The sequence below is a fragment of the Streptomyces apocyni genome (assembly GCF_009739465.1).
GTDB classification, from domain to species: Bacteria; Actinomycetota; Actinomycetes; order Streptomycetales; family Streptomycetaceae; genus Streptomyces; species Streptomyces apocyni.
The window spans coordinates 167741-192454 of the sequence record NZ_WHOM01000036.1; the positions used below are offsets into that span (position 1 = coordinate 167741).

The window sequence follows — 24714 nt, forward strand, 5'->3', positions numbered from 1 at the left end:
GGGGCCAAGGGGGACACGGTGACTTCCTCCGGTCTCGTAGAAAAGTCCGCTCAGGAACTCTGTTTGTGCTCCACCGGCACCGCGGCCAGGGCCGCGGGGGTGACGGTCCGTAGGAACGGCACGATGATCAACAGCGTGGCGACCGCGAAGCACGCGAACGCCGTCCGCATGTCGAAGACTTCGGCGAGCAGCCCGACCAGGCCAGCGCCCAGCGGCATCGCACCCCAACTGAACAGCCGGGCCGCCGCGTTGTAGCGGCCCATCATTTCGGTCGGCACCAGACGCTGGCTGATGATGCGGGAGTTGACGGTCCACAGGATGCCGCCCATGCCGCCCAGGAACGCCCCGGCCGCCACCACCCACAACCGCGTGGTGACCACCGGTGCCGCGACCATGGCCGCGGTGCCGAGCAGGTCGGCGAACATCGACCACCGGCGTCCGAGCAGCCGGTTGACGGGGCCCACGGTGAGCGCGCCGATCAGCCCGCCCGCGCCGAGCGCGCTGAGCAGGACGCCGTACTGACGGGCGTCCAGGCCCATCGTCTTGGTGGCCATCAGCGGCATCAGGGCCAGCCAGGCGCCCCAGCAGGAGGCGAGGACACCCACCGAGAGGGCCATCAGGCGCAGCAGCCGGTGCCGCCACAGGAAGCGCAGGCCCTCGGCGATCCGCTGGTTGACCGTGCCGACGGGCTGTCCGGTGCCGCTCAGCGGGGTGAACCGGCCGACCAGCAGGACCAGGATGCCCATGGCGGCGACGTACGCCACGCCGGTCGCGCCGAGCGCCACACTGGTACCCGCCGCGACCAGCAGGCCGCCCACGAACGGGCCACAGAACTCGTTGCAGGCGGTCTCGGCGCCCGCCAGCCAGGCGTTGGCACGGTCGCGGCCCTCGGGCGGTACAGCCATGGGGACCATGGCGGCCGCCGAGGTGAGCGCGATGACCTCGGCCACGCCGAGTGCCGTGCCCCCTACGTACAACACCGCCAGGCTCATCCCGTCGCCGAGCGCGGCGACGAGCAGCGCCGCGATGGCGGCGATACGGACCGTGTTGGCGACCCAGAGCAGCCGACGCCGGTCGTAGCGGTCGACGAGAACGCCGACGTGCAGGGCGGCGAGCAGCCAGGGCAGCGTGAGGGTGAGCGCCACCCCGGACACCTTCGCCGGTGAGTCCGTGAGCTGGGTGGCCAGCAGCGGCAGGGCCACCTTGGTGACCCCGTCGGCGAGGTTGGTGACGGCGGTGAAGACCACCAGGACCAGGGTGTTGCGGCTGCCCGCCGCTGGCGGCTGGGGACTTGGCGGTGCCTCGGCGGGCGGGGTCATGGTGGCGGGTGGGGTCATGGCGGCGCCATCGACGTCAGCGCTCTCCATGCGACGACCTCCTCGGTGCCTCGTGCCCTCGGCGAGCAACGTGACAAAACGTAACAACCCGCACTTGAGTCTCACTGGACCGCCGAGCGGCTCTCACTTGGCGGCGGGCGGCTACGGCTTGGCGGCGGGCGCCAGCAGTCCGGTGGCGAGACCTGCCACCCTACGGGCGTGGTCCCCGCGCAGCAGGCCGTAGTGGTCGGTGGGCACCCGCACGGTGGACAGCTCGCGGCTGCTCCAGCGCTCCCACTGGCGTACCCCGCCGTCATCCAGGTCGGCGGCGACCAGCAGCACGGCGGCGTCCACGGCGCACACTCCCTGGTATGCGGCCATCGCGACCTGGTGGCGGTGGTGCAGGGCGAACCGCTCGCGCAGTGCGTCGGGCCGGGTGTCCAGGCCCGCCCGGCGCAACAGGGCGGTGAGTGCGGCGATGCCGAGTTCGGTGGAGTGGTGAGTGGAGTGGCGAGTGGAGTGGTGGTCGGTGGGGCTGAGTTCGTCCGGCCGGGTGTGCGCGGCGCCCGCGCCGCGCAGCACACAGTCCATGAAGAACCCGAAGTCGGCGGCTTGCAGGTCGTAGACGTGGTCGGGTGGCGGGGCATCCAGGATGAGCAGGGGCGGTACGCGGTGCCCGGCCCGCTGGACCCGCTCGGCCATCGCGTGCGCCAGCAGTCCGCCCATGGACCAGCCGCCGAGCACGTCGGGGAGTTGGCCCTCGGCCAGCAGCGAGTCGAGATACCGCTCGGCCATCCCGGCCAGGGTCCCGTCGCTGCCGCCATCGTCCTCACTGACCGTGACCCGCCAGGCGGACGGCAGCCCGTCGGCCACTTCACGGTACGGGAGTCGGCCGACGCCCGCGCCATGGACCAGGTGCAGATGTGGGCCCCCGGGTTCACCTGGCGACAACACCCGAAGGCCGTCTGACCGTTCGGGAGGGGGTACGGAGGCGGGGTGCGCAGAGGAGGCAGGGTGCACAGGGGAGGCGGGGTGCGCGGGTGTCGCGTCGGGGAGTTGCGGGGCGTGGCCGGTGAGTTCCGCCATCCGCCGGGGCGTCGGCTGGTCGAGCCAGTCGGCCACGTCCACCTGCTGCCCGGTGGCCTCCTCCACCGAGGCGATCAGCTCCAGTACCTGAAGCGAGTGGCCGTCCAGCGCGAAGAAGTCGTCGTCCGGCTGTACGGGGACACCCAGCACCCGCCCCCAGATGTCCAGGAGTTGCTGGTCCACGCCCTCCTGTGACGCGTCGGCCGGGGGCTCCGACACCTGCGCCGACGTCGGCGCTGGCACCGGCGACCGTGGGCCAGGCTCGATGGTCTCGGCCCGCGTCCCGGTGGTGACCGCAGAGAGCGGGCCGCCCGCGCGTGCCGAGTCGATCAGCAGCCGGTCCAGGTCGGTCAGCAGGCCCCGGACCGTGGCCTCGTCGAGGCGTCCGGTGTCGTATTCGACCTCGATCGTCGCGGCACCGGAACCATCTCCACCCCCGCCCACGCCGTCGCCCTCGCCGTCCGCGTCCTCGAACAGCCCCAGCAGCACCTGGCAGCGCGCGCTGGTGCTGGGGCTGGGCAGCAGCTCCGCCGGACGGCCGCCCAGCGCCAGGCCGGAGCCGATCTGCCCGTGGTAGGTGATCAGGATCTCCGGTCCGGTGCCCAGCGCGGCCCGGTCCGTGGCGGGCAGGTCCGTCACCACGTCGGAGAGGGGCAGGTGCTGGAACGGCAAGCTCTCCCACAGAGCGTCCCGCGCCCTGCCCACCACCTCGTCGAAGGTATCGGACGAGGCCACCGTGTCGGCGAGCAGCACGACGTTGCCGCAGTACCCGACGCACCGCTGGTCCTGTGGCGTCATACGGTTGGCGACGACCACGCCGACAGCGCTACGACCGCCTGCCCCACCGAGCGCCAGCACCGCGCGCAGAGCCGCGAGTTGGACCGCGAACGGGGTGCAGCCGACGCGGGCCGCGATCTCGGCGACGGCGGCTCCGACGGCGGCCGGGCGGCGGTGGCGGAGCACCGCGCCCGTGGCACCCGGGCGGGCCGACGCGGGGCGGTCCGGGCGCAGGGCCGCCAGTCGGGTGTCCCGCAGCTGCCGCGTCCAGAACTCCCGCTCGGCCGGGGTAGGCGGCTGCCTGGCCCGATCGGCGAACGGCCGGTAGGGCTCGGCTGGTTCGGTGAAGATCCGGCCCCTGTTGGGCGGCGTACCGTCCAGCTGGGCACGGTAGGCGGTCTCCAGGTCCGACATGACCAGCTGCAGCGCCCAGCCGTCCAGGACCATGTGGTGCACGGTGATCACGAGTTCCTGCCGCTCCCCCACGGTGACGAGGGTGGCGCGGGCCAGCGGCGGGCTTTCCAGGTCGAAGGGCCGGGTGTGCAGCTGCGTGGCCAACTCTTCGAGCAGCGCGTCTGATGCACGGGGCGGCGCGTCGTCGCCCGGTGCCCGCCAGCCCAGCCGCTCCAGCTCGGTCTCGGCCGCGCCGTGTATGACTTGGACGAGCGCGCCGTCGCGGCGCGCGAAGCCGGTCCGCAGCGCTTCGTGCCGGTCGACCACGAGCTGCCAGGCGCGGCCGAGGAGTTCGGCGTCGAGCGGTGCCGTCACCCGGATCCGCCACGTCAGGTGGTACACGTCCTGGCGAGCCGCCCGTTGCTGCGTCCACCAGAGCGCTTCCTGCCCTGGCGCGCTGAGAACCTCGATCGATGCTCGATTCACTGTCCCTCACCACTGACGGGCCGACGACGTTCCTCGCATCGTCCGCGCACCAGAGGATTCAGGCAACCATTCCTGAGCGACTGGCTATCGGCCGATAAAGGGTGCTGATGACTCGGCTGCGCATTCTCGGAATGGCCTTATGCGCGTTCCCTATCGCTGCCCCACGGATCTCCCTTGACGGTGACCAAGTCGCCGTGAGTACCGTCGATATACGCAGAAGTCCGCGTGAGATCGCCGATCGCTTCTCAGGGAGCCCATTCGATGAGCCAGGCAGCGCAAGATATCGGGGACGCAGTGAACTCCGCCATCGCCGAGTTCGTTCGCATGCCGTTCACCTCCGCATCCGATCTGGCCGAAATCGGTTTGGATTCCTTGTCGATCATTCGGATCGTGGCGGATGTCCTGCCCGACGCCGACCAGGAGATCGACGCTGGCGAGCTGGCCGATCTGCGTACGGTGGGACAGCTCCAGGACTGGCTGGGCAGGCTGGTCGCACCCGGGAGCGCCCGGTGACCGCGTGGACCGCGCCGCTGACCGAGTCGCAGATCGGCCTGCTGCTGGTGCAGCGCACGGTCACGGCACAGCATCTCTACAACATCGTGGCGGTCGCCGAGTTGGATCCGGCCTACCAGGCGAGCGAGGTGCGTGCGGCACTCACGCAGGTGCTCACGGTGCAGCCCGCGCTGCGGATGGCCCTGTGGGCGGCTCCCCAGCCGCACGCCACCCTCGCTCCCCCGCCCACACCCGAGCAGCTGCCGCTGACCGAGCGCGTCGTCGGGGACCCCGCGCAGTCCCCCGCGCAGGCCCTCGGGGAAACGGACACGACGAGCGCGTTCGAGCGACAGCTGCGGCAGGTCATCGATGAACTGTCCGCGGTCGCCTTCGACTTCACCCGGCCGCCCCTGGTGCGCTTCGCTCTCCTGCGCACCGAATCCGGCGACCGCTCGACCCTCGTCCTGACCGTGCACCACACCGTGTTCGACGGCTACTCCCTGCGGCCGCTGCTCCAGGACCTGAACGCCGCCCTGCGCGGGGAGTTGGACCCGGCGGCGCTGCGACCGGCCCGGGAACGGGCGCTGCTGCGCGAGCTTCAGGCCCAGCACGACGCAGCCGCCGACCCCGCGGTGGCCACCGCGGCGGCGGAACTCGGCAAGCGGCTGCGGGACACTCCGGCCACCGTGATCCACCCTCGCCCAGGCCGTCCGGTCGAGACCGCGTTCGCCGGCCGCAGGCGTGTGCTGCGCCTGGGCGCCGGGCGGTCGGCGGCCGTGGACCAGGCGTGCGGCCAGCTGTCGATCACCCCTTTCGTGTTCTTCTGCGCCGTGTACGGGGCGGTGCTGGCCCGCCATTCGGGCCATGCGGCCGTGACCATCGGCAGCCCCCTGCTTTCGCGGCGCACCGTCGGCTCGTACAGCCTGTGTGGCTTCTTCGTCAACACGCTGCCCCTGGTGCTGGAGACCAACTGGGACACGCCGTTCGCCCAGTACGTGGCGGATGTGGTGGCCCCGGAGGTCCGTTCGGTGAAGCGGAACGCGGCCGTACCGTTCAGCCAGATCGTGCGGCACGCGGCCCCGGACCGCTCCAGCAACCGCAACCCCCTGTTCTCCACCATGCTCGCGATGCAGGACTCGACGGTCGTCGAGCAGCCCCACGCGGTGCGGTCAGTGCACGAACCCGCCACGGGTGTCGCGAAGTTCGACCTGTGGCTGGGAGTGACGCCCACCGCCGACGGCTGGCTGATCGAGCTTGATCACGACCCGGATCTGATCCCCGACACGGTGGCCGAGGGGCTCCTCGTATCGCTGTCCGAAGCGATCGACCGAGCCGCCACCGACGCCACCACACCGCTGCGCGCTCTGTTCTCGGACGCCTCCCTTGAGCTGATCGGTGCCACGGACGGCTACGGTTGCGCCCCACCGGCGGATGACCTGGACGCCTGGTTCCAGCGAACCGTCCTGGACCACGCGGACCGTATCGCCGTGGAAGAGCCCGGCCGCAAGCTGACCTACGCGGAACTGGACGCCGCGGTCCGCGCCAGCGCCGAGGGCCTGCGCGAGCGCGGGGTGACACCGGGTCAGGGCCAGAGCCAGGGCCACACAGTCGGCCTGACCACCGCCAACCTCACCGACACCGTGGTGGCCATCCTCGCCGTACTGCGGCTCGGCGCGGCCTTCCTGCCGCTGGATCTGACACTTCCGCCGGACCGGCTGGCGTACATGGTCGACAAGGCGGACTGCTCGCTGGTAGTGGGCGAGGGCTCGGTGCCGGGTGCCGTCGTGGTCGCTCCGCGGGAACTCGCCCAAGCCACCACCGGCTCCCACCCCCACCCCCACCCCCACTTCGGCTCCGAGGGCTGGGAGTCCGACCGCCAGGGTGGGTCGGGCGGCTATGTGATGTTCACGTCCGGCTCCACTGGGAAGCCCAAGGGCGTGGCCATGGGCAACGGGCCGCTCCTCAACCTCGCCGCATGGCAGCTCGACGCGTTCGCCATGGACTCCGGAACCCGCTTTCTGCAGTACGCGCCGCTGGGCTTCGACGTGTCCTTCCAGGAGATCCTGCCGACGCTGCTGTCAGGCGGCACGGTGGTCTCCCGCGCGCCCGCCGACCGCCGCGATCTGCCCGCTGTCGTACGGCGGGTGGTCGAGGCCGAGGTCACCCATGTCTACCTGCCCGTGGCGGCGCTGCGGCCGTTCGTCCGGGCCGCCGACGGCGTCACACTCGACCGCGTCACCCATATCTGCGTATCGGGCGAGCAACTGGTGGTCGACCAGGCCATCGAGGACTTCTTCACCCGGCACCCACACATCCAGCTCATCAACCTGTACGGCCCGACGGAGACCCACGCCGTCACCACCCAGCGGCTGTCGGCAGCCGATCCCAGCTGGCCCGCGCATGTGCCGATCGGCCGTCCGGTCAGCGGGGTCACCGCCCAGGTCGTGGACCACACCGGACACCTGGCCCCGCTGGGCGTGGCCGGTGAGCTGCTGCTCGGTGGGCGCTGCCCCGCGTCGGGGTACGTGAACGACCGGGAGCGCACCGACGAGCGGTTCGTGCCCGACCCGTACGGGGAAGCCGGAGCGCGCCGCTATCGCACCGGCGACCAGGTGCTCTGGGACGAGTCCGGGGTGCTGGTCTTCCTGGGCCGTGACGACCACCAGGTGAAGATCCGCGGCTTCCGGGTCGAGCTCGGTGAGATCGAGAGCGCGGCGCTGGGCCACCCCGGCGTACGGGAGGCCGTCGCGGCGGCGCGGGGCGACGGCGCCGACCGTCACCTGCTGCTCTTCCTGCTGCCGCACACCGACGCCACGGGCTCGCTCGCCCAGGAGGTGGACCGGCTGCTCGGCGATCAGCTGCCCGGCTACATGGTGCCCGCCCGGGTACTGGTGGTGGACGCCATGCCGACCACCGGCAACGGCAAGTTCGACCGGCCCGCGCTGCTGGGGACGGCCGACGAGCTGATCGCGCGCGCGGAGCACGGCGGACATCGGGGGCCGGAGGCCGCTCCGGCCGACGAGCTGGAGTCCTGGCTGCTCCAGCTGTGGTCCGAGGTCCTTGGCCGTACTGACCTGGCGGTCGACCGCTCGCTGCTGGAGTGCGGGGCGCACTCGCTGAACGTACTGACCGCGCTGTCGCAGATCGAACAGCGCCGAGGGGTACGGGTCGCGGTGCTGGACTTCTTCCGGGCGCCCACCATCCGTGCGCTGGCCGGGCTGCTGCACGGGGCGGAGGCCTCCTCATGACGGTCTCCCCGCAGGTCACCCAGGGCGCCCAAGCCGCAGGGAGCCCGCAGGACACCCAGGGCACCCAGGGCACCCAGGCCGCCCGGGGCAGCAGCCCACACCAGCAGCAGCTGCTCATCCCGCTGGCCGTGAACAGAGGCCCGGTACACAGCCTTCTGCTGCATCCCGCGGGCGGCGGGATCGGCCCGTACTTCCCCGTGGCGCGGCAGCTCAGCCGCGTCGGACCGGTGTCAGCGCTGCGGGCCGGTGGGCTGCTGCCGGGCGAGCGGCCCGATGACTCCGTACCCGAGATGGTCCAGCGCTATCTGAAGCTGCTCGACGGGCTTGAGGAGCCGCCTGATCTGCTCTTCGGCTGGTCGCTGGGTGGCGTACTGGCCTGGGAGCTGGCGGCCGCGCTGGGCGCGCGTGGGTACCGGCCCCGGGTAGTGATGATCGACAGCCCGGCGGTACGGGTCGCGGTGGGACCTCAGGAGGCCGACGCGCTGCGTGAGCTGGTCGTGGCGTCGTCCGGGCTCGCGCTGAGCGAGAGCGACACCGAGCGGGTGGCGCGTACGACGGACGCGCACATCATCGCGATCCAGGCGCATGAGGTGTGCCAGCGATACGACGGACCGACGCTGCTCATGCCGTGCGCCAACGAGGACAACGACGCTCACCTGGCCCGATGGCGGTCGCTGGCCACTGATCTGACGGTCAGTCCGCTGCCGTGCGGCCACTTCGACGTCCTCACCCCGCCGCACCTGACGGCCGTCCTGGGACATCTCACGCGGTTCCTGCGGGACACCGCTCCCCACGCCTCCGCGTCCCCGTCCGCGTCCCCTTCCGCATCCCCCTCCGCATCCGAGGAGTCCTGATGACCGACCCCCTTGCCGTGGTCACCGGCGGTACCCGGGGCATCGGCCTGGCGCTGAGCCACCGCCTGATCCACCTGGGGCACCGGGTGGTCGCCTTCTACTGGTCTGACCAGGAGGCCGCCGAGAAGGCCGAGGCGGAGCACCCGGGCCGACTCACCGCCCTGCGCGTCGACCTGTCCGACGCGGCGGAGGTCGCGCGGGCCGCCGAGCGCGTACTCGGTGAACACGGCACGCCCGCCGTACTGGTGAACAACGCCGGGATCAACATCGACCGGCCGTTTCTCGAACTGACCGACCAGGACTGGCGACGGGTCCTGGACACCAACCTCTCCGGCCCCTTCTGGCTCACCCGGGCGCTTGCCCCGGCGATGATCGAGGCGGGCGGCGGCAGCGTGGTGAACATCGGCGCCACCACCGGGATGCGCCCCCGCGTCGACGGCGCCAACTACTGTGCGAGCAAGGCCGGTCTGCTCCAGCTCACCAAGTGCCTGGCGCTGGAACTCGCCCCGGCGCTCCGGGTGAACTGCCTGATCCCCGGCATGATCGACACCGAGGAGCTCCGTACTCGCTGGCGCCTGGACGACCCCGCGCGAATGGCGCAGACCCTGGACGAGATCCCGCAGCGACGCATGGGCACCACCGAAGACATCGCCGATGCCCTGGAGTTCATGGTCGGACCCGGTGGGTCCTACCTGAACGGGCAGAAGCTGATCGTTGACGGTGGGCAGTTCATGTGGTGAGGACACCGATGAGCCTTGTGACTCCCGCTCTTTCCGCGACCGACAGGACCGAACTCCTGCTCGCCCGGTCCCGTACGGCCCTCACGCTGACGCCGCCGATCGGCGACCCGGCGTACGCGCGCTACTGCCACGAACTGGCCCGCTCCCTCACCACCGCCTGGCCCGCTGTCCGCTCGGCCAACGCCCGGGACATCGAGCGGGCCGAGCGGCGCGGCCTGCCACCGACTCTGGTCAACCGGCTCCGGGTGACCGACGCACACCTCCGCTCCATGGTGCGGCTGACCGAGCAGGTCAGCGCCGAACTCGCCACGGTGAGCGCGAGCGGCCCCCGCATCCCGGCGGGCGACTGGGGCACGCTACGGCAGATCCCCAAGCCCCTCGGCGTCCTGCTGATGGTGTACGAGGCCCGGCCGACCGTGACCGTGGACGGTGCGCTGCTGCCCGTCGTGGTGGGCAACTCCGTACTGCTGCGCGGCGGCAAGGAGTGCGGCGCCACCGATGCCGCGCTGGCGGAGGCCGTCCAGTCCGCGCTGGCGGCGGCCGGTCTGCCGCGCGATCTGGTGACGGTGGTCGACGACCCCGACCGGTCAGTGATGAAGGCGCTGCTGAAGCGCCCGGACGCGGTGGACGTGCTGGTGCCGCGCGGCAGCCCGTCGCTCATCGAGTACTGCCGCACCGCGAGTTCCATTCCGCTGATCGCCAGCGGTGGCGGAGTCAATCACCTGTACGTACACGAGAGCGCCGACCTCGACCTGGCGGCCACCATCACGCTGGACAGCAAGCTGCCTGAACCCGCTGGCTGCACCTCGGTGGAGCTCGTACTCGCCGACCGACGAATCGCCGGGGCCTACCTGACGGCGCTGCTCCGCCAGACGGAGCGGACGGCGAAGGAGCGGACGGCGAATGGGCGGGCCGCTGCTGGAGTACCGGCCGCGCCGGACGGAGAGCCGCCCCTGCTGACCGTACGGCTGGATCCCGCCGTACCGGGACCCGAGCCCGCGTCCCCCGGCCGCCCCTGGCGGATCGAGGCGCTGGAACCGCACGACCTGGGCCGGGAGTTCCTGGACCCCACGATCGGCGTACTGGCGGTGGACGGCCTGAGCGAGGCGGCCGGGCACATCCGCCGCTACGGGTCCACCCACACCGAGGGCGTGATCGCCCAGGACGCTGCGGTGGCCGAGGAGTTCGCCCGTCGGGTGGACGCCGCGACCGTGGTCGTCAACGGCTCGCTGCGGCTGCACGACGGACCCAAGCTGGGCATCGGCGCCGAACTCGCCATCGCCACCGGCCGACTGCATGTCCGCGGACCGGTCACGCTCGGCTCTCTGCTGACCCGCACCTGGGTCGTCGAGGGCAACGGGCAACTGCGCGGCTAAACACCATCACGTTCGCACCCGAAGCTGAGAGGCACGTCATGACCGCTGTGGAACAGTTCGACCGGGTCGCGGTGGCCGACGCCGTGAAGCGGGTCGTCATCGCCGAGTCCCGGCTCTCCGTCGACCCCGCGACCATCACTGAGACCGAGCCGCTGGTCGGCGAACTGCTGCGGGTCAACTCGCTCGGGTTCGTGGGCATGTTGGTCCAGATCGAGGACGTCCTGGACATCACCTTGCCGGACGACCTGTTCGTCGGGCGTACGTTCAAGGTCGTCGGCGATCTCGTGGATGTCGTTCTGCAGGGTGCGGAGGCGTCCCGATGACCGCGACCCTGCCCACGGCCTGGCGCAGCGTCCTGCCCTACCTGTCCGAGCCGCTGCCGCCGGACCGCACGCCTCCGGGCAGCGGCGGGTCCGGCGTGGGCGTGAACCTGCCGATGGAGCTGGTCCGGCAGAGCGTGCTGCCGCGCGAGTACTGGACGATCCCGGACGAGGTCATCGCCGCCTACCGGCACTTCCGGCCCACCCCGCTCTGGCGGGCGACAGGCTTCGAGCGGGCCATCGACGCGCGCGTGCCGATCTATATGAAGTATGAGGGCGGCAACATCTCCGGCAGCCACAAGCTCAACACGGCACTGGCCCAGGCGTACTACTACAAGCGGGCCGGGGTACGGGAGTTGGTCACCGGCACCGGAGCGGGCCAGTGGGGCACCGCGATGGCCGCGGCCTGCGCCTTGTTCGGGCTGCGCTGCCGGGTGTTCATGGTCGAGTCGAGTCTGCGCCGCAAGCCGTACCGGGGCGTCCTGATGCGGATGCTGGGCGCCGAGGTGCACTCCAGCCCCAGCGGGCTGACGGAGGTGTCCGGGCAACGCTCCACCCCGCTCGGGAACAGTCTGTCGCTGGCGATCGGCGAGGCCGTCGAGTACGCGCGGAACCACGACGGTGTGGCCTTCTGCATCGGCAGCGGCGAGACGTACAGCATCCTGCACCAGTCGGTGATCGGCCTGGAGGCCCAGGCGCAACTGACCGAGCTGGACACCCAGGTGGACGCGGTGGTCGGGTGCGTGGGCGCCGGTTCCAACTTCGGTGGGATCGCGCTGCCGTTCCACGCGGCGGCCGCGGCCGAGGGCTCCACCCCGCCGCTGCTGGTCGCGGCCGAGTCGAGCACCGCGCCCAAGCTCACCCGCGGGGTGTACGCCTACGACAAGACCGACGCCACCGGCACCGGCCCGATGGAGGCCATGTACACCATCGGCAGCGACTACCCGATCCCGGACGCGCACTCGGCGGGGCTGCGCTTCCATGGCGCGGCGAAGGTCGTCTCCGCGCTGCGGCACACGGGGGACGTGGCCGCCATCGCGGTCGGGCAGCCGGAGTCCCTGGACGCCGGGCGGCTGCTGACGCTGCATGAACAGGTGCTGCCCGCGCCCGAGTCCGGGCACGCACTGGCGGCGGCGGCCCGCCTCGCCACCACGGGCGCGGACGGGATGCGCGCCGGGCGCGGGGTGCTGGTCTGCGTCAGCGGACACGGCTACCTCGACCTCGGCGCCTACGAGCAGCTACTCAACGGGGAGCTGGGCGACGAGGCACCGGTCGAGGAGGCCCTGCTGTCGGCCGTCGCCGGGCTGTCCCCGGTGTACGGCGACCGGGTGCCCGCCGCCGTGGCAGGAGGGCCCGCATGACGACCACGAGCACGACCGCGTCTACATCTACGCCTACGCCTACATCCACGGCGACCGCACCCGAGGCTGGGTCCGCTTCCGCGCTGACCACCGTGCGGGCCGAGCTTCTCAACTGCTTTCAGACCAGCCTGTCGGTGCTGGCCGACCACCACCACGGCCCGGACACCCATCTGGCGCTCGGTGCCGCGCTGCGCTTTCGCCCCGCGGTCTCCGGCGCGTCGCGCGGTCTGCCGACCGTGGGGCCGCCTGTTGATGACGTACTCGGGGAGGCCGGGCGGCTGGGTCTCGTGGAGTCCGGCCGCTGGCAGGACGTGCCCGCCGGGCGGCTGTGCGAACTCGCCGAGCGGCACGGCCCGTTGTACGTCATCGCCGACGGGTACGACATGCCGTGGCTGCCGTATCACCGGCAGCGGCACATTGACCACGGGTGGCTGGTGGAGCCGGGCGCCAACGGGCGAGCCGCGGTCGTGGACGCGTACCACAACCACACCCCCTGGGGCCTGGCCAGGCCGGGGCGGTGGGAGTACGGCTGGGACGAGCTGCCGAGCGCCTCGCTGGTCGTGTCCCTGACGCCACTGGCCGAGGCCCCGCGGGTGCTGCCCAGCGCCGAGCACGACCCGTACGAGCCCTTTGTGGCCGCGTACGCCGAGCACCCCGACCGGCAGGCGGCGCTGGACCAACTCACCATGGAGACCTGGTTCCTGGCGCGCTCACGCAGGCTGCACGCGGCCTTCCTGGCCCAGCGGTCCGGCAGCCCCGCGCCACCGGAGGTGTCCGAACATCTGGGGCAGCTGGACCGGTTGGCCGAGCAGACCTTCCTGACGCAGCGCCGGGTGCAGCGCGGGCGACCCGAGCCGAAGAGGCTGTTCGATGACGTGGCCGCCGTGCTGAAGGCCGACCGCCAGGTGTTCGGCGGCGCGGGCGACGACCCGCTGCGCGAGTCGGTGGCGGAGGTCGTGGCGTCGGTACTCGGCGCCGACCCCGCCACCGTACTGGCCGGGACCGAGCTGTCCGAGCTGCCCGGCTTCGACTCGTTCAAGGTGGTGGACATCGTCGACAGCCTGGAGCTGCGGCTCGGCATCGAGTTCGACCCGGAGGACCTGCTCCCGGAGAACCTCCACCAGATCGACGCCCTGTGTCTGCTGATCACCACATCGTCCCAGCCGCGGGCCGTCCCGCGCTAAGGAGTCACCGCCATGGAACCGCGTTTCGTCGAACTGCTCTCCGGCTTCCTGCCCTTCCTCGACGGCCAGGAACTCACCCCTGAGTCCACCCTGTCAGAGCTCGGGCTGGACTCCATGCACTCCATCGACCTGCTCTTCGCCATCGAGGACACGTTCGGCGTCCCGTTGCCGGACGAGGACCTCAATGACACGACGTTCGCCACGGCGGGAAGTCTCTGGTCCGCGGTGCAGGCCGCCCGTAAGGCCGAGGCCGACGGCGGATCCGCGGGGGCGGTGGCAGCGGCATGAGCGCCCCGGCCGCCCCCGCCGCCGCCGCCCGCTCGGGGGCTACCGATGCCGCCGCCACGCCCAGGAGCCTGGCCGACCGCGCGCGGCTGGTCGCCGACGTCGCCGCCGAGCACGCCGAACGTACCGACCAGGAAGCGGAGTTCCCCGTACAGGCGCTCGACGCGATGCGCGAGAGCGGGCTGCTCGGGCTGCTGGTGCCCGTCGAGTACGGCGGACTCGGCGGCTCACTCGGCGATCTGCTGGACGCGTCCCTGCGGATCGGCCGCGCGGACATGTCGGCGGCGATGATCTTCGCAATGCACTGCCAGCAGGCGGCCGCCGTGGTCAAGCACGGCTCCCCTGACCTACGCGAGGAGCTGCTACCCGACCTCGCCGCGGGCCGGGTCTACCTCGCGTCGGTGACCACCGAGGCGGGCAAGGGCGGCCATCTCCTCAGTGCCGAGTCGGAGTTGACGTCGGACTCCGACTCCGACCAGGGACTGCTGGCCATCGACCGGTTCGCGCCGATCGTGACCGGCGGGGCGTACGCCGACGGCTTCCTCATCACCCTGCGCAGCCCGGGGGCCACCTCGCCCACCCAGGTGTCCCTGGTCTACGCCCGGCGTGACCAACTGCGCATCACCGGCAGCGGCGACTGGCAGCCCATGGGGATGCGGGCCAGCCACAGCATCGCGCTCCAGCTGGAAGGGAAGGTGCCCGGGCACCAAGTGGTGGGCGAGCACGGCAAGTTCTCCCGTATCGCCACCGAGGTGTTCGGGCCACTCGCGCACCTGGGCTGGTCGGCGTGCTGGCTGGGTACGGCGAGCGGGGCCCTGTCCAGGGTGCTGGGCCTGCTGCGCAGCCCGGCGGGGCGTAAGCGCTTCGACCTGTCATCCGAGCTACTACTCACCAGGCTGTCATCGGCGCGGCAGCGGCTGGACACCGTACACGCGCTGCTGTGTCATACCGAGGAGGTCGTGTCCTCCTCCGGCGACCTGTCCACACCCCGCAACCAGCTGCTGCTCAACGCGCTGAAGATCACCGCTGCCGAGCAGTGTCACGCGGCCGTCAACGACCTGGTCGACGCGGTCGGGCTGCGGCACGGCTATCTCAAGGATTCGCCGACCGGTCTGGAGCGGGCCCTGCGCGATCTGCGTTCGGCGGCCCTGAACTACAGCAACGACCGGCTGCACCTGGCCGACGGCCGCCTCGCCCTGCTCGATCCGGAGGTGCGCCTTGTCTGAGCAGGCGGTACTGCGCTTCCCTACGCGCCCAGGGCAGCCACCGGGCGCCGCGCCGCCCGCTCAGCCGTCGACCGAGCCGCCCGCTGAGCCGTCGGTCGAGTCTTCCGCTGAGCCTCCCCCCGACGCGCTGGACCGGCTCGGCCGGGATGCGGACGGCCGCCAGGTGTGGGCCGCGCTGGGGGCCACAGGGCGTATCGCCGAGGTCTACCGCGACGGGGACCCGGCGGCCGGTGTCGACCAGGCGCGGCTCGCCGCGCTACTGGCTGACGTGGACGCCCGCGTCGGCATTCCCGCGCTGCTGCCCGTCGTCATCCAGCTCGCCACCTCCGTACCGCTGCTGACGCTCGATCCGGTGGGGGGACCGGCCGCGCGGGCGCTGGCCGACGCCCTGACCGGGACCTCGGTCACCGCGCTCGCCGCGACCGACGAGGCGGCGGGCTCCGATCTGACCGCTTTGGGTACCGAGCTACGGATCAGCCCCCAAGGCCTGGAACTGAACGGCGGCAAACGCTGGATCGCCGCCGCCACCCACGCGGGTCAGTTCCTGGTGCTCGCCCGGCACCGCCCTGGCCGTCACTTCACCAGCTTCACCTGGGTGCTGGTTCCCGCCACGGCACCCGGTGTCCAGGTCGAGGCCGCCGACACCGAGCTGTTCGCCGGTTCCGGCACCGGGCATATCCGCTTCGACGGCGTACGGCTGCCGCGCGAGCACCTGGTGGGCCGACCAGGCCGCGGACTGGTCGCCTTCGCCGCGCATATCTCGGTCGAGCGGCTCGCGGGCGCCCTGTGGGGCGTGGCCCTGTGCCGCCGGGTACTGACCGACACCAAACGGTGGCTGGAGCGGCGCCAGGTCGGGGACGGTCCGCTGTGGCAGCTCGAAAGCGTCCGCCAGCGGTACGCCACCTGTCTGCTGCTCGTACGCCAACTTCACGCCATGACGCGTGACTTGGGCCCCAGGGTGGTCGACGCGCACGATGCCACGGCCGCCGCGCTGCTGAAGAGCAGCGCGGCCCTCACCCTGGAGCGGGTGCTCGCCGAGTGCGCGCAGTTCCGGGGCGCCGAGGGCTTCACGGCGTCGGGTATGCAGCAGACGCGCGCCCAGGCGGCCCTGTGGAGCATCGGCGGCGGTACGACCGAGGTCGTCCTGTCGACGGTCGCCGGGTCCGCCGACACCGTACTCGCCGAGCTGGCCCCGTGACTGTCCTGAGGGTCGCCCACGACGTCTGGGCACTGGCCCGCACCCGGGTCGGCGGCGCGGTGGCCGTCCGCCCCGTCCGCCCCGTCCACCCCGACGACGCCGTCGCAGCGGCGGGTATGGCCGGGTGGCGGGCGGCTGAGTTTCTGGCCGGGCGCGCGGTGCTGCGGGAGCTGCTCTCGGCCGTGGCGCCGGAGGCGGCCGAGGCGAAGGTGCGGGCCGGGGCGTACGGGAAGCCCGGCCTGGAGGGCTTCCCCGGTATCGCCGTCAGCGTGGCCCACGACCGGGACACCGTGACGGCCTGCGCGGCGCGCGGGCCCGCCGTCGGCGTCGACGTACAGCGGGCGCCCGGACGCCTGGACGATGCGGTGGTACGGCGCTGTCTGCGCGGCCGGTCCGACTGGCAGGCCGTGCTCGACGCGCTGCCGGGGCCCGAACGCGCCCGGGAGTTCGCCTGGATCTGGACCGCGCAGGAAGCCTGCGTGAAGGCGGAGGGCCTCGCCCGCGGCCCCTGGACGGTGGGCGTGCCGCCAGGACGCCACACGGGCACCTGGCGTGGCCTGCGATGGCGCAGCTTGCGCTCGCTGTCCCGTACCCCGCTCAGCTGCGCCTGGAAGGAGCCCTCATGACCACACCCACACCGACCTTCACTACGCCCGCCCCCAGCGCACCCACCCTCACCGCAGCTCCGGAACTCAGCTGCTACACCACCAACTTGGTCAGCTATCTCCGCCCGTGGATCCCAGACGTGGACGTACGGCTGGCACACGCCGTCCGGCTGTCGGTCCGTACCGACGCGCCCGGCGGCGAGCTGGCGTTCTCGCATCACGGCCGGATCGACCGCACCCCGGACGGGCAGCAGCTCGGTTACCGCGGCAGCGGGAACTGGGCGTATGCCAAAGCGGCCCTCGACCGCGAACTCGCCCTGAACGGGAGGGTGCTGGCCTGCGGAAACACCCGCTACCTGAGCTGGTCACCCGCCTTCGGGCTGGTGGACGTGCCGCACTGGGTGCTCCTGGAGCGCGCGGCGGGCGGCCGGTGGCGGCTGACCGACCACTTCAGCGCGCTGCTCCCGCAGGGCGAACAGCGGCCGTTCGCGGGCACCTTGGACGATGACGAGCTGCGCGCCGCGCTGACTCCCGTGGGCCGCCAGGTTCCCGAGTACGCGCTGCGTGACACCTTCGCGCTCGGCGAGGCCGTCCCGGTGTCCAGCCCCATGGAGTACCGCTGGCTGGTCCGCGAGCCAGTGACCGCCGCCCATCCCCGCCGCGGCACCTGGGTCAGCGAGCCGCTGGCCGTGCTCTCCTTCCTCGGCGAGCGGCTGAGCCAGGACGCGGACGCGCTGGCCCGCAACGCCGACGACGTGTGGGCGGCGGCCCGGCACCACCAGCACCGGCTGGCCGTGCTCGCCGAGGCCGGACTGCTGTCACCGTCCATCGCCGCGGAGGCCGCGGCGAGTTGGGGTGAGCTGCCGCGTTCACTGCGGTTCGCTGTCGTGTCCGGGCAGCGCGGACGGCCGCGGCCCGGCCTGGTGGCCAAGGCTTTCGATGACGTACTCGACACCATGTCCCGGTTGGTGACGGAGCCCCGGGCAGTAACGGATTCCCGGGCGGCGACGGAGTCCCGGGCAGTGACGGAGGAACGATCCCGATGAACGACGACCGCGAGACTCTCTACGGCTGGTTCGCCGCTTCGGCCGCCGCGCACGGCGACCGGCAGCCCGCCCTCGAGGTGGCCGGTGACCAGCTGACGTACGCGGATCTGGAGGCGATGGCCGGACGGCTGGCCGGTGCGCTGGTGACCCAGCACGGCGGGGTGCCGTCCCGGGTCGGCCTGCTCGCGGGCCGCAGCACGCTCGCCTACGCCGGTTATCTGGCCGTGCAGCGGCTGGGCGCGACGCTCGTACCGCTGAACCCGGCCTTTCCCCCGGCCCGCCATGCCGTCGTCGCCGAGTCCGCCGGGCTCGACCTGGTGATCGCCGACGCCAAGGCGCTGGGCGACGCCACGCTACCGGTTCCGGTCCTGGCGTGGGACGCGGCGGCGTCGGCGGCGCTGCGCACCGGCCCGGTGCCGGAGCTGCCGGACTGCGCTGCGGGCCCCGACGACGTCGCGTACATCCTGTTCACCTCCGGCTCCACCGGGCGGCCCAAGGGCGTGCCGGTCCTGCACCGCAATGTCTCGGCCTACCTTCAGCACATCATTCCCCGCTACGAGCTGGGCCCGGACTGCCGGGTGTCGCAGACCTTCGACCTGACCTTCGACCCGTCGGTGTACGACCTGTTCGCGGCCTGGGGATCGGGCGCGACCCTCGTCGTGCCCACCCCCAACGACCTGCTCGCGCCCGTGCGTTACGTCAACCGGCAACGCATCACACACTGGAACTCCGTGCCGTCGGTGGCCTCCATCGCGCTACGGCTGCGCGCCCTGGCACCCGGCAGCATGCCCACGCTGCGCTGGAGCCTGTTCTGCGGCGAGGCGCTGACCGTGGCCCACGCGCGGGCCTGGCGGGAGGCGGCCCCGCACAGCACGCTGGAGAACATCTACGGGCCCACCGAACTGACCATCACCTGCACCGAGTTCCGGCTTCCCGACGACCCGGAGGACTGGCCGGGGACCACCAACGGGACGGTGCCGATCGGCACCCCGTACCCGAGTCTGGAACACCTGGTACTCGACGAGGACGGCGGGCTGACCGACGACGGCGAGCTGTGCGTACGTGGCCCGCAGCGTTTCCCCGGCTATCTCGACCCGGCCAACAACGCCGGGCGGTTCGTGTCCTTCGACCAGGAGCGGGGCGTGGCCGGGGGGCGGGCCACGGTGTACGACGGATCGGGGCCGCTGACTGACGCGCACTGGTACCGGACCGGCGACCGGGTGCGGTACCAGGACGGCCAGCTGGTGCATCTGGGCCGCCTCGATCACCAGGTCAAGATCCGCGGCTACCGCATCGAACTGGGCGAGATCGAGAGCGTCCTGCTGGAGCAGCCCGGAGTCAGTGAGGCCGTGGTGGTGGCGGTGTCCGGCCGGGACGACGCGCTCTTCCTGGAGGCCTTCTACACCGGCACCCCGCGGCCCGCCGACGAACTGCTCGGCGCGCTGCGCGAGCGGCTGCCCGCCTACATGGTGCCGCGTGGCGCCGAGCCCCTGGACGCGCTTCCGCTCAACCCGAACGGCAAGGTCGACCGCGCGGCGCTGCTCGCGCGACTCGCGCAGCCGTCCCAGCCCGTCGCCGCCTGAGCGGTCGCCCCGAGCCCGAAGGAAAGGATGTGCCCCATGGCGACAGCGCACCCCGCGCACCCCGCGCACCCCGAACCTCCCGCCTCCCTCCTGCACGACTTCCTGCTGGCCGCCGTGACGACGACGCCGGACCGTCCGGCCGTGGTCGAGTTCGCGGGCAACGACGATGTCCGCACCACCTCGTACCGTCAACTGGGGCTTCTGGTCACCGACTTCGCGCGGACGCTGGAAGGGCTCGGCCTCGACATCGGTGACCGGGTCATCCTGGAGTCAGACACCTCCGCCGCGGCCATCGCGATGTTCCTGGCCTGCTCGACGCGCGGGCTCGCGTTCGTCCCGGTCAGCCCGGAGGCACCCGACCACCGGGTCCGCAAGATCGTCGAGACCACCGAACCCGCGCTGTACCTCCGGGCATCCGACCAGCCGCGCACGGGCCTGCCCGAGCGAATCGCCCTGGGCCGCTTCGACGCGCACGGGCTGACCGTGGAACGCCCCGCGCCCCCACGCACCCGGCTGAGGCGCGAAGTGACCGGCACGGACACCGCGTACATCATCTTCACCTCGGGCACCACCGGCCGACCCAAGGGTGTGGTGATGAGCCATCGCGCGGTGGTCTCCTTCTACCGCGGCATGCTCAGCCACGGCATCGTCGGACCCGAGGACCGCGTCGCTACCACCTCCCCACTCCAGTTCGACTTCTCGCTGCTCGACATCGGTCTGGCGCTGGGCAGCGGCGCGGCGGTGGTGCCGGTGCCGCGCACCCTGCTGCGCTGGCCGCGTCGCTTTCTGCGGGTGCTGCGCGACACGGGTGCGACACAGGTCGACGGGGTGCCGTCGATCTGGCGGCACACGCTGCGGCACCTGCCGGAGCAGCTGGCGGAGCTGGCCGGGCTGCGCGGGGTGCTGTTCTGCGGGGAGGACTTCCCGCTCCCCGAACTGCGCCAGCTGCGCCAGGCGTTGCCCGAGGCGCGGCTGGTCAACTGCTACGGCGCCACCGAGTCGATGGCCTGCTCCTTCACGGACGTACCCGCGCCACTCGCGGACGATCCGCACCGGCTCTCGATCGGCTTCGCGCATCCGGGCGCCGAGATGCTCCTCATCGACGAGGACGGCCGCGCCATCACCGAACCGAATGTCATCGGCGAGATCTACCTGCGCAGCCCTGCCCTGTTCACCGGCTACTGGGACGACCCGGACGCCACCGCCCGCGCACTGGTGCCCGATCCGCTGGTCCCACGCTCCGGCCAGCGGGTGCTGCGTACCGGCGATCTGGCGTACCGGGGCGCGCGGGGCGAGCTGTACTTCTGCGGCCGGACCGACTCGCAGGTGCAGATCCGGGGGAACCGGGTCGAGCTCGGCGAAGTGGAGCGCAGACTGCTGGAGTTTCCCGGTGTGGCGGCAGCCGCCGCGCTGACCCTGGAACGGCCGGACGGCGAGCGGGAGTTGGGCGCGTACGTCGCCTTGGAGCGCGGCGAGGTCGAGGTCACAGAGGGCGAGCTGACGGCGTTCTGTGTCGAGGCGTTGCCCAGCTACATGGTCCCGCAGAAACTGCGTGTCGTCGGCGAACTCCCGGTGACCGAGCACGGCAAGGTGGACCGTAGGGCACTCGCCGCGTTGTCCGCCGACAACGCGGGCGGCTCCCAAGTGCGGCTCTAGTGGCCTGGCGATGCTGGTAGTCGCCACTGACGTAGGTCAGGCTCTGGAGGTGCAAGGCCGTGGACGTGCCGCAGTTAGCCGCTTTCGCCGCTGTCGTGGACATCGGGAGCTTCACCAGAGCGGCCGCGCGACTCGGTCTGTCCCAGCCCACGGTGACCACCCGTGTGAAGTCCCTGGAGCAGAGCCTGGGCACCATCCTCCTGGAACGCCTGCCAGGCGGCGTCAGGCCGACGCCCATGGGAAGCGAACTCTTCCCGTACGCCCGCGAGATCGTCGCATTGACCGACCGTGCCCAGCAGGCGGTCCGCTCCGGCGGGCAGCCACACGGACGGCTTGTGGTGGGCACGGTCGAGAGCCTCACCAAGTACCGTCTGATGCCTCTGGTGGAGTACGTCTACCGGCGCTATCCCCAGATGCAGGTGTCGCTCCGTTCCGCCGTCCGGCATGACGCCGTCACCGACGTCCGGGACGGGCGGCTGGACTGCGCGTTCTTCATCGACACGGTGCGGGACTGGGAGGGCGTGGCCACCGAAGTCCTGTGCCCGGAGCCCCTGGTACTGGTCGGGAGTCCCGACCACCTCCTGGCGGGCAGGGCCGAGATCACGGCGGCTGACCTGCGTACCGCGCCGCTGCTGCGGGCCGAGAACAGTGCCGCGTACCACGGTCTCTTCGAGCGGTCGATCGGTCTGCCCGGGTCCGCGGACAGCCCTCGGGTCTTCGAGCTCGACTCGGTGGACGCGGTCAAGGAGAGCGTCGGTACGGGTATGGGGATGGCGCTGCTGCCCGCGATCACCGTACGGCGTGAGCTGGCCGACGGCCGACTCTGCCCACTCGCGTGGACGCCCGACGTCCAGACGTACACCCAGATCGCCTGGCGCAAGGCCAACGCGGGCAACGCCGCGCTCACCGCGCTCATCGCGGGCGCCGTACAGGTGACGAGCGAGCAGCACGACGGCACGCCGGGCGTACGAGCTTCCACGACCCCCCTGACCCAGCCCCCCTCCCCGCGCCTCCCTCACGTAACAGCCCCTGGCTAGCCTGGCCTCATGGCGACGAACGAGACCGCGCACACGGACGAACAGCCCGCGGACACGGACGAACAGCCCTGGAGCGCGACCCGCGCCTGGGTGGAGAAGGCGCTGACCGGACGGGAGCGCGTGGAGGACGCGGCGCGGTTGCGTGGTGGCTGGACGTCTCAGATGCGCCGGCTGGACGTCAGCGGGCCGGACGGCGGACGCTCGCTCGTCCTGCGGTCGTTCGTCAAGCCCTTCTTCGTGCGCCACGCGGAGGGGCTGCTGAACCGCGAGGCGGCGATTCTGCGGCTGCTGGCCACGACGGACGTGCCCGCGGCCACGCTGGTGGCCGTGGACGCGACGGCGCGGTACTGCGACCACCCTTCCCTGCTGATGACCCTGCTCCCCGGCTCCGTACACCTGGCGAACGACGGCGCGGACCAGCGCGCCGAGTTGCTGGCCCGTCAGCTCCTGCGCATCCACCAACTCCCGGTGACCGCGACGGACCGGCCTCGTCCCTACCAGGCATGGACCTCACCCGAGCGCGTAAGCCCACCCCAGGAGACTCGACGTCCTGAGCTGTGGCGACGGGCCGTGGACGTCATCCGCCGCGATCCCCCGGACCACCGCGCCTGTTTCCTGCACCGGGACTTCCATCCCGGCAACGTCCTGTTCACGGGGGACGGCGACGGCCTGCGGATCAGCGGTGTCGTGGACTGGGTGGAGACGTCCTGGGGCCCGGCCGACCTGGACGTGGCCCACTGCTCGACGAACCTGGCTCTGCTGCACGGCGTCCCCACCGGCATGCGCTTGGCCGACCAGTACGTCGCGGCCGGAGGCACCCTGGCCGCCGACCCCGCCGCCCACCTCCACTGGCGCCTGCTGGACGCGCTGGCCTTCGCCCCGTACGCCGAGAAGGTCGGCACACCGTGGCGGGAACTCGGCCGCACCGACCTGACCGATGCTCTGCTGGCCAGGCGCCTGGAGGACTACCTCGAGGCACTCTTCGCCCGCTACGGCCCGGAAACCAAAAAACCCCAGGTGACCTGGGGTTTTTGTGAGTGAAAGTTGCTACGAGTGTCCGAGGGGGGACTTGAACCCCCACGCCCGATAAAGGGCACTAGCACCTCAAGCTAGCGCGTCTGCCATTCCGCCACCCGGACTAGGTGTCTGTCAGCCGTGGGAGTGGGCCCCGCGGCGACGTGGACAACAATACCAAGGATTCCGGACGCCTTTCACCTGCATATCTGCCGGGTCCACGGGGTCCGGGGCGGGCGGCATCCGAGCCGCACGGTGCGTGATGGCTCGGTTACGCACGGGCGTACCCGCAGGGGTGCCGCCCCTTAGGGGCAGCGGACGACCTGGCCCGCGTAGCTGAGGTTCCCGCCGAAGCCGAAGAGCAGCGCGGGCTCGCCCGAACGCAGTTCGCCGCGCTCCACGAGCTTGGACAGGGCCATCGGGATGCTGGCCGCCGAGGTGTTGCCGGAGTCGACGACGTCGCGCGCGACGACCGCGTTCACGGCGCCGATCCGCGCGGCGAGCGGCTCGATGATCCGCAGATTGGCCTGGTGCAGTACGACCGCGGCGAGGTCTTCGGGGGCGATCCCCGCCTTCTCGCAGGTCTGCCGGGCCAGCGCGGGGAGCTGGGTCGTGGCCCAGCGGTAGACGCTCTGGCCCTCCTGCGCGAACCGCGGCGGGGTGCCCTCGATGCGTACGGCATGGCCCATGCTGGGCACCGAGCCCCACAGGACGGGGCCGATCCCGGGTTCCGTACCCTCGGCCGCCGCTTCGATCACCGCGGCGCCGGCGCCGTCGCCGAGGAGCACGCAGCTGCTGCGGTCACTCCAGTCGGCGATCTCGGTCATCTTGTCGGCGCCGATCACCAGTGCCCGGGTCGCGGCACCGGCCCGCACGGTGTGGTCGGCGCTGGCCAGCGCGTGCGTGAAGCCCGCGCACACCACGTTGAGGTCCATCGCGGCGGGCGAGGGGATGCCGAGCCGGGCGGCGACCCTGGCGGCCATGTTCGGGGAGCGGTCGATCGCGGTGGAGGTGGCGACCATGACCAGGTCGATGTCCTCGGCGGCCAGACCGGCGGCCGCCAGCGTCTTGGCCCCGGCATGCGCGGCCAGCTCGTCGACCGGCTCGTCGGGCCCGGCCATATGCCGGGTCCTGATGCCCACGCGGCTACGGATCCACTCGTCGCTGGTGTCGACCATGGTGGCCAGATCGTCGTTGGTCAGGACCTTCGCGGGCTGGTAGTGCCCGACCGCGACGATGCGTGAACCATTCATGGGCGAGGGCCCTTCCAGCGGAGACAAACGGGACTCTCCAGTCTGGAGAGCGACTCGCCAGTACGAAGACTCGTAAGACAACAGGATTCAGGTGCAGAGGTTGGAGGCTTCTCATCATCGACATGAGTTACGGACGGCAACCCTAAGCCCCCAGTGGGCCACCCCCAGTTACCCCGCG

At 71.8% G+C, this 24714-nt stretch carries 20 protein-coding genes and 1 tRNA gene; 17 read left to right on the forward strand and 4 right to left on the reverse strand.

Annotation, left to right across the window (positions count from 1 at the left end):
* Positions 1–50: 50 nt before the first annotated feature.
* Both GCN81_RS04470 and GCN81_RS04475 read right to left on the reverse strand, forming a co-directional pair.
* Positions 51–1319, reverse strand: a complete 1269-nt coding sequence (locus GCN81_RS04470) for an MFS transporter (RefSeq protein WP_156722361.1) — start codon at positions 1317–1319, stop codon at positions 51–53.
* A gap of 159 nt (positions 1320–1478) precedes the next feature.
* Entirely contained in the window at positions 1479–4058 is a 2580-nt protein-coding gene (locus GCN81_RS04475; RefSeq protein WP_156722120.1) for a condensation domain-containing protein, read from the reverse strand.
* Between the two features lie 261 nt (positions 4059–4319).
* Between GCN81_RS04475 and GCN81_RS31725 the strand changes: the two genes are divergently transcribed.
* From GCN81_RS31725 to GCN81_RS04555, 17 genes are read left to right on the forward strand one after another with little or no spacing between them, the layout of a single operon-like run.
* A complete protein-coding gene (locus tag GCN81_RS31725; RefSeq protein ID WP_197287468.1) occupies positions 4320–4571 on the forward strand; it encodes a phosphopantetheine-binding protein in 252 nt (83 codons plus the stop codon).
* Complete coding sequence (locus tag GCN81_RS04480) at positions 4568–7798, forward strand: non-ribosomal peptide synthetase (RefSeq protein WP_197287469.1); 3231 nt, start codon at positions 4568–4570, stop codon at positions 7796–7798. The genes GCN81_RS31725 and GCN81_RS04480 overlap by 4 nt, the downstream gene beginning before the upstream one ends.
* Positions 7795–8652, forward strand: coding sequence for a thioesterase domain-containing protein (locus tag GCN81_RS04485; RefSeq protein ID WP_156722122.1), 858 nt, complete (start codon positions 7795–7797; stop codon positions 8650–8652). The genes GCN81_RS04480 and GCN81_RS04485 overlap by 4 nt, the downstream gene beginning before the upstream one ends.
* A complete protein-coding gene (locus tag GCN81_RS04490) occupies positions 8652–9392 on the forward strand; it encodes an SDR family NAD(P)-dependent oxidoreductase (protein ID WP_156722123.1) in 741 nt (246 codons plus the stop codon). Before GCN81_RS04485 ends, GCN81_RS04490 begins: the two co-directional genes overlap by 1 nt.
* Positions 9393–9400: 8 nt before the next feature.
* The gene (locus GCN81_RS04495; RefSeq protein ID WP_156722124.1) at positions 9401–10768 is read left to right on the forward strand and encodes a glutamate-5-semialdehyde dehydrogenase; all 1368 of its coding nucleotides are present in this window, start codon (positions 9401–9403) and stop codon (positions 10766–10768) included.
* A 38-nt stretch (positions 10769–10806) separates the two neighbouring features.
* Positions 10807–11091, forward strand: coding sequence for a phosphopantetheine-binding protein (locus GCN81_RS04500; RefSeq protein ID WP_156722125.1), 285 nt, complete (start codon positions 10807–10809; stop codon positions 11089–11091).
* Positions 11088–12449, forward strand: coding sequence for a TrpB-like pyridoxal phosphate-dependent enzyme (locus tag GCN81_RS04505; RefSeq protein ID WP_156722126.1), 1362 nt, complete (start codon positions 11088–11090; stop codon positions 12447–12449). The genes GCN81_RS04500 and GCN81_RS04505 overlap by 4 nt, the downstream gene beginning before the upstream one ends.
* Positions 12446–13633: an acyl carrier protein gene (locus GCN81_RS04510; RefSeq protein ID WP_156722127.1), complete on the forward strand. Its 1188-nt coding sequence runs from the start codon at positions 12446–12448 to the stop codon at positions 13631–13633. Before GCN81_RS04505 ends, GCN81_RS04510 begins: the two co-directional genes overlap by 4 nt.
* A gap of 12 nt (positions 13634–13645) precedes the next feature.
* Positions 13646–13921: an acyl carrier protein gene (locus GCN81_RS04515; protein WP_156722128.1), complete on the forward strand. Its 276-nt coding sequence runs from the start codon at positions 13646–13648 to the stop codon at positions 13919–13921.
* Positions 13918–15144: an acyl-CoA dehydrogenase family protein gene (locus GCN81_RS04520; RefSeq protein WP_156722129.1), complete on the forward strand. Its 1227-nt coding sequence runs from the start codon at positions 13918–13920 to the stop codon at positions 15142–15144. Before GCN81_RS04515 ends, GCN81_RS04520 begins: the two co-directional genes overlap by 4 nt.
* Positions 15137–16342, forward strand: coding sequence for an acyl-CoA dehydrogenase (locus GCN81_RS04525; RefSeq protein ID WP_231626367.1), 1206 nt, complete (start codon positions 15137–15139; stop codon positions 16340–16342). The genes GCN81_RS04520 and GCN81_RS04525 overlap by 8 nt, the downstream gene beginning before the upstream one ends.
* On the forward strand, positions 16339–16968 hold the full coding sequence (locus GCN81_RS04530; RefSeq protein WP_231626368.1) for a 4'-phosphopantetheinyl transferase family protein: 630 nt from the start codon (positions 16339–16341) through the stop codon (positions 16966–16968). Before GCN81_RS04525 ends, GCN81_RS04530 begins: the two co-directional genes overlap by 4 nt.
* A complete protein-coding gene (locus GCN81_RS04535) occupies positions 16965–17993 on the forward strand; it encodes a hypothetical protein (RefSeq protein ID WP_197287470.1) in 1029 nt (342 codons plus the stop codon). The genes GCN81_RS04530 and GCN81_RS04535 overlap by 4 nt, the downstream gene beginning before the upstream one ends.
* Positions 17990–19576: an amino acid adenylation domain-containing protein gene (locus tag GCN81_RS04540; protein WP_156722130.1), complete on the forward strand. Its 1587-nt coding sequence runs from the start codon at positions 17990–17992 to the stop codon at positions 19574–19576. Before GCN81_RS04535 ends, GCN81_RS04540 begins: the two co-directional genes overlap by 4 nt.
* Positions 19577–19612: 36 nt before the next feature.
* Positions 19613–21232 carry an AMP-binding protein gene (locus tag GCN81_RS04545; protein ID WP_156722131.1) on the forward strand — a complete coding sequence of 540 codons (1620 nt, stop codon included), beginning with the start codon at positions 19613–19615 and terminating at the stop codon, positions 21230–21232.
* Positions 21233–21291: 59 nt separating this feature from the next.
* The gene (locus GCN81_RS04550) at positions 21292–22269 is read left to right on the forward strand and encodes a LysR family transcriptional regulator (protein WP_156722132.1); all 978 of its coding nucleotides are present in this window, start codon (positions 21292–21294) and stop codon (positions 22267–22269) included.
* Positions 22270–22278: 9 nt separating this feature from the next.
* The gene (locus GCN81_RS04555; protein ID WP_156722133.1) at positions 22279–23310 is read left to right on the forward strand and encodes a phosphotransferase family protein; all 1032 of its coding nucleotides are present in this window, start codon (positions 22279–22281) and stop codon (positions 23308–23310) included.
* A 13-nt stretch (positions 23311–23323) separates the two neighbouring features.
* Here the strand turns inward: GCN81_RS04555 and GCN81_RS04560 are convergent.
* Both GCN81_RS04560 and GCN81_RS04565 read right to left on the reverse strand, forming a co-directional pair.
* Positions 23324–23408, reverse strand: a tRNA-Leu gene (locus tag GCN81_RS04560).
* Positions 23409–23588: 180 nt separating this feature from the next.
* Complete coding sequence (locus tag GCN81_RS04565; protein ID WP_156722134.1) at positions 23589–24536, reverse strand: beta-ketoacyl-ACP synthase III; 948 nt, start codon at positions 24534–24536, stop codon at positions 23589–23591.
* Between the last annotated feature and the right edge of the window lie 178 nt (positions 24537–24714).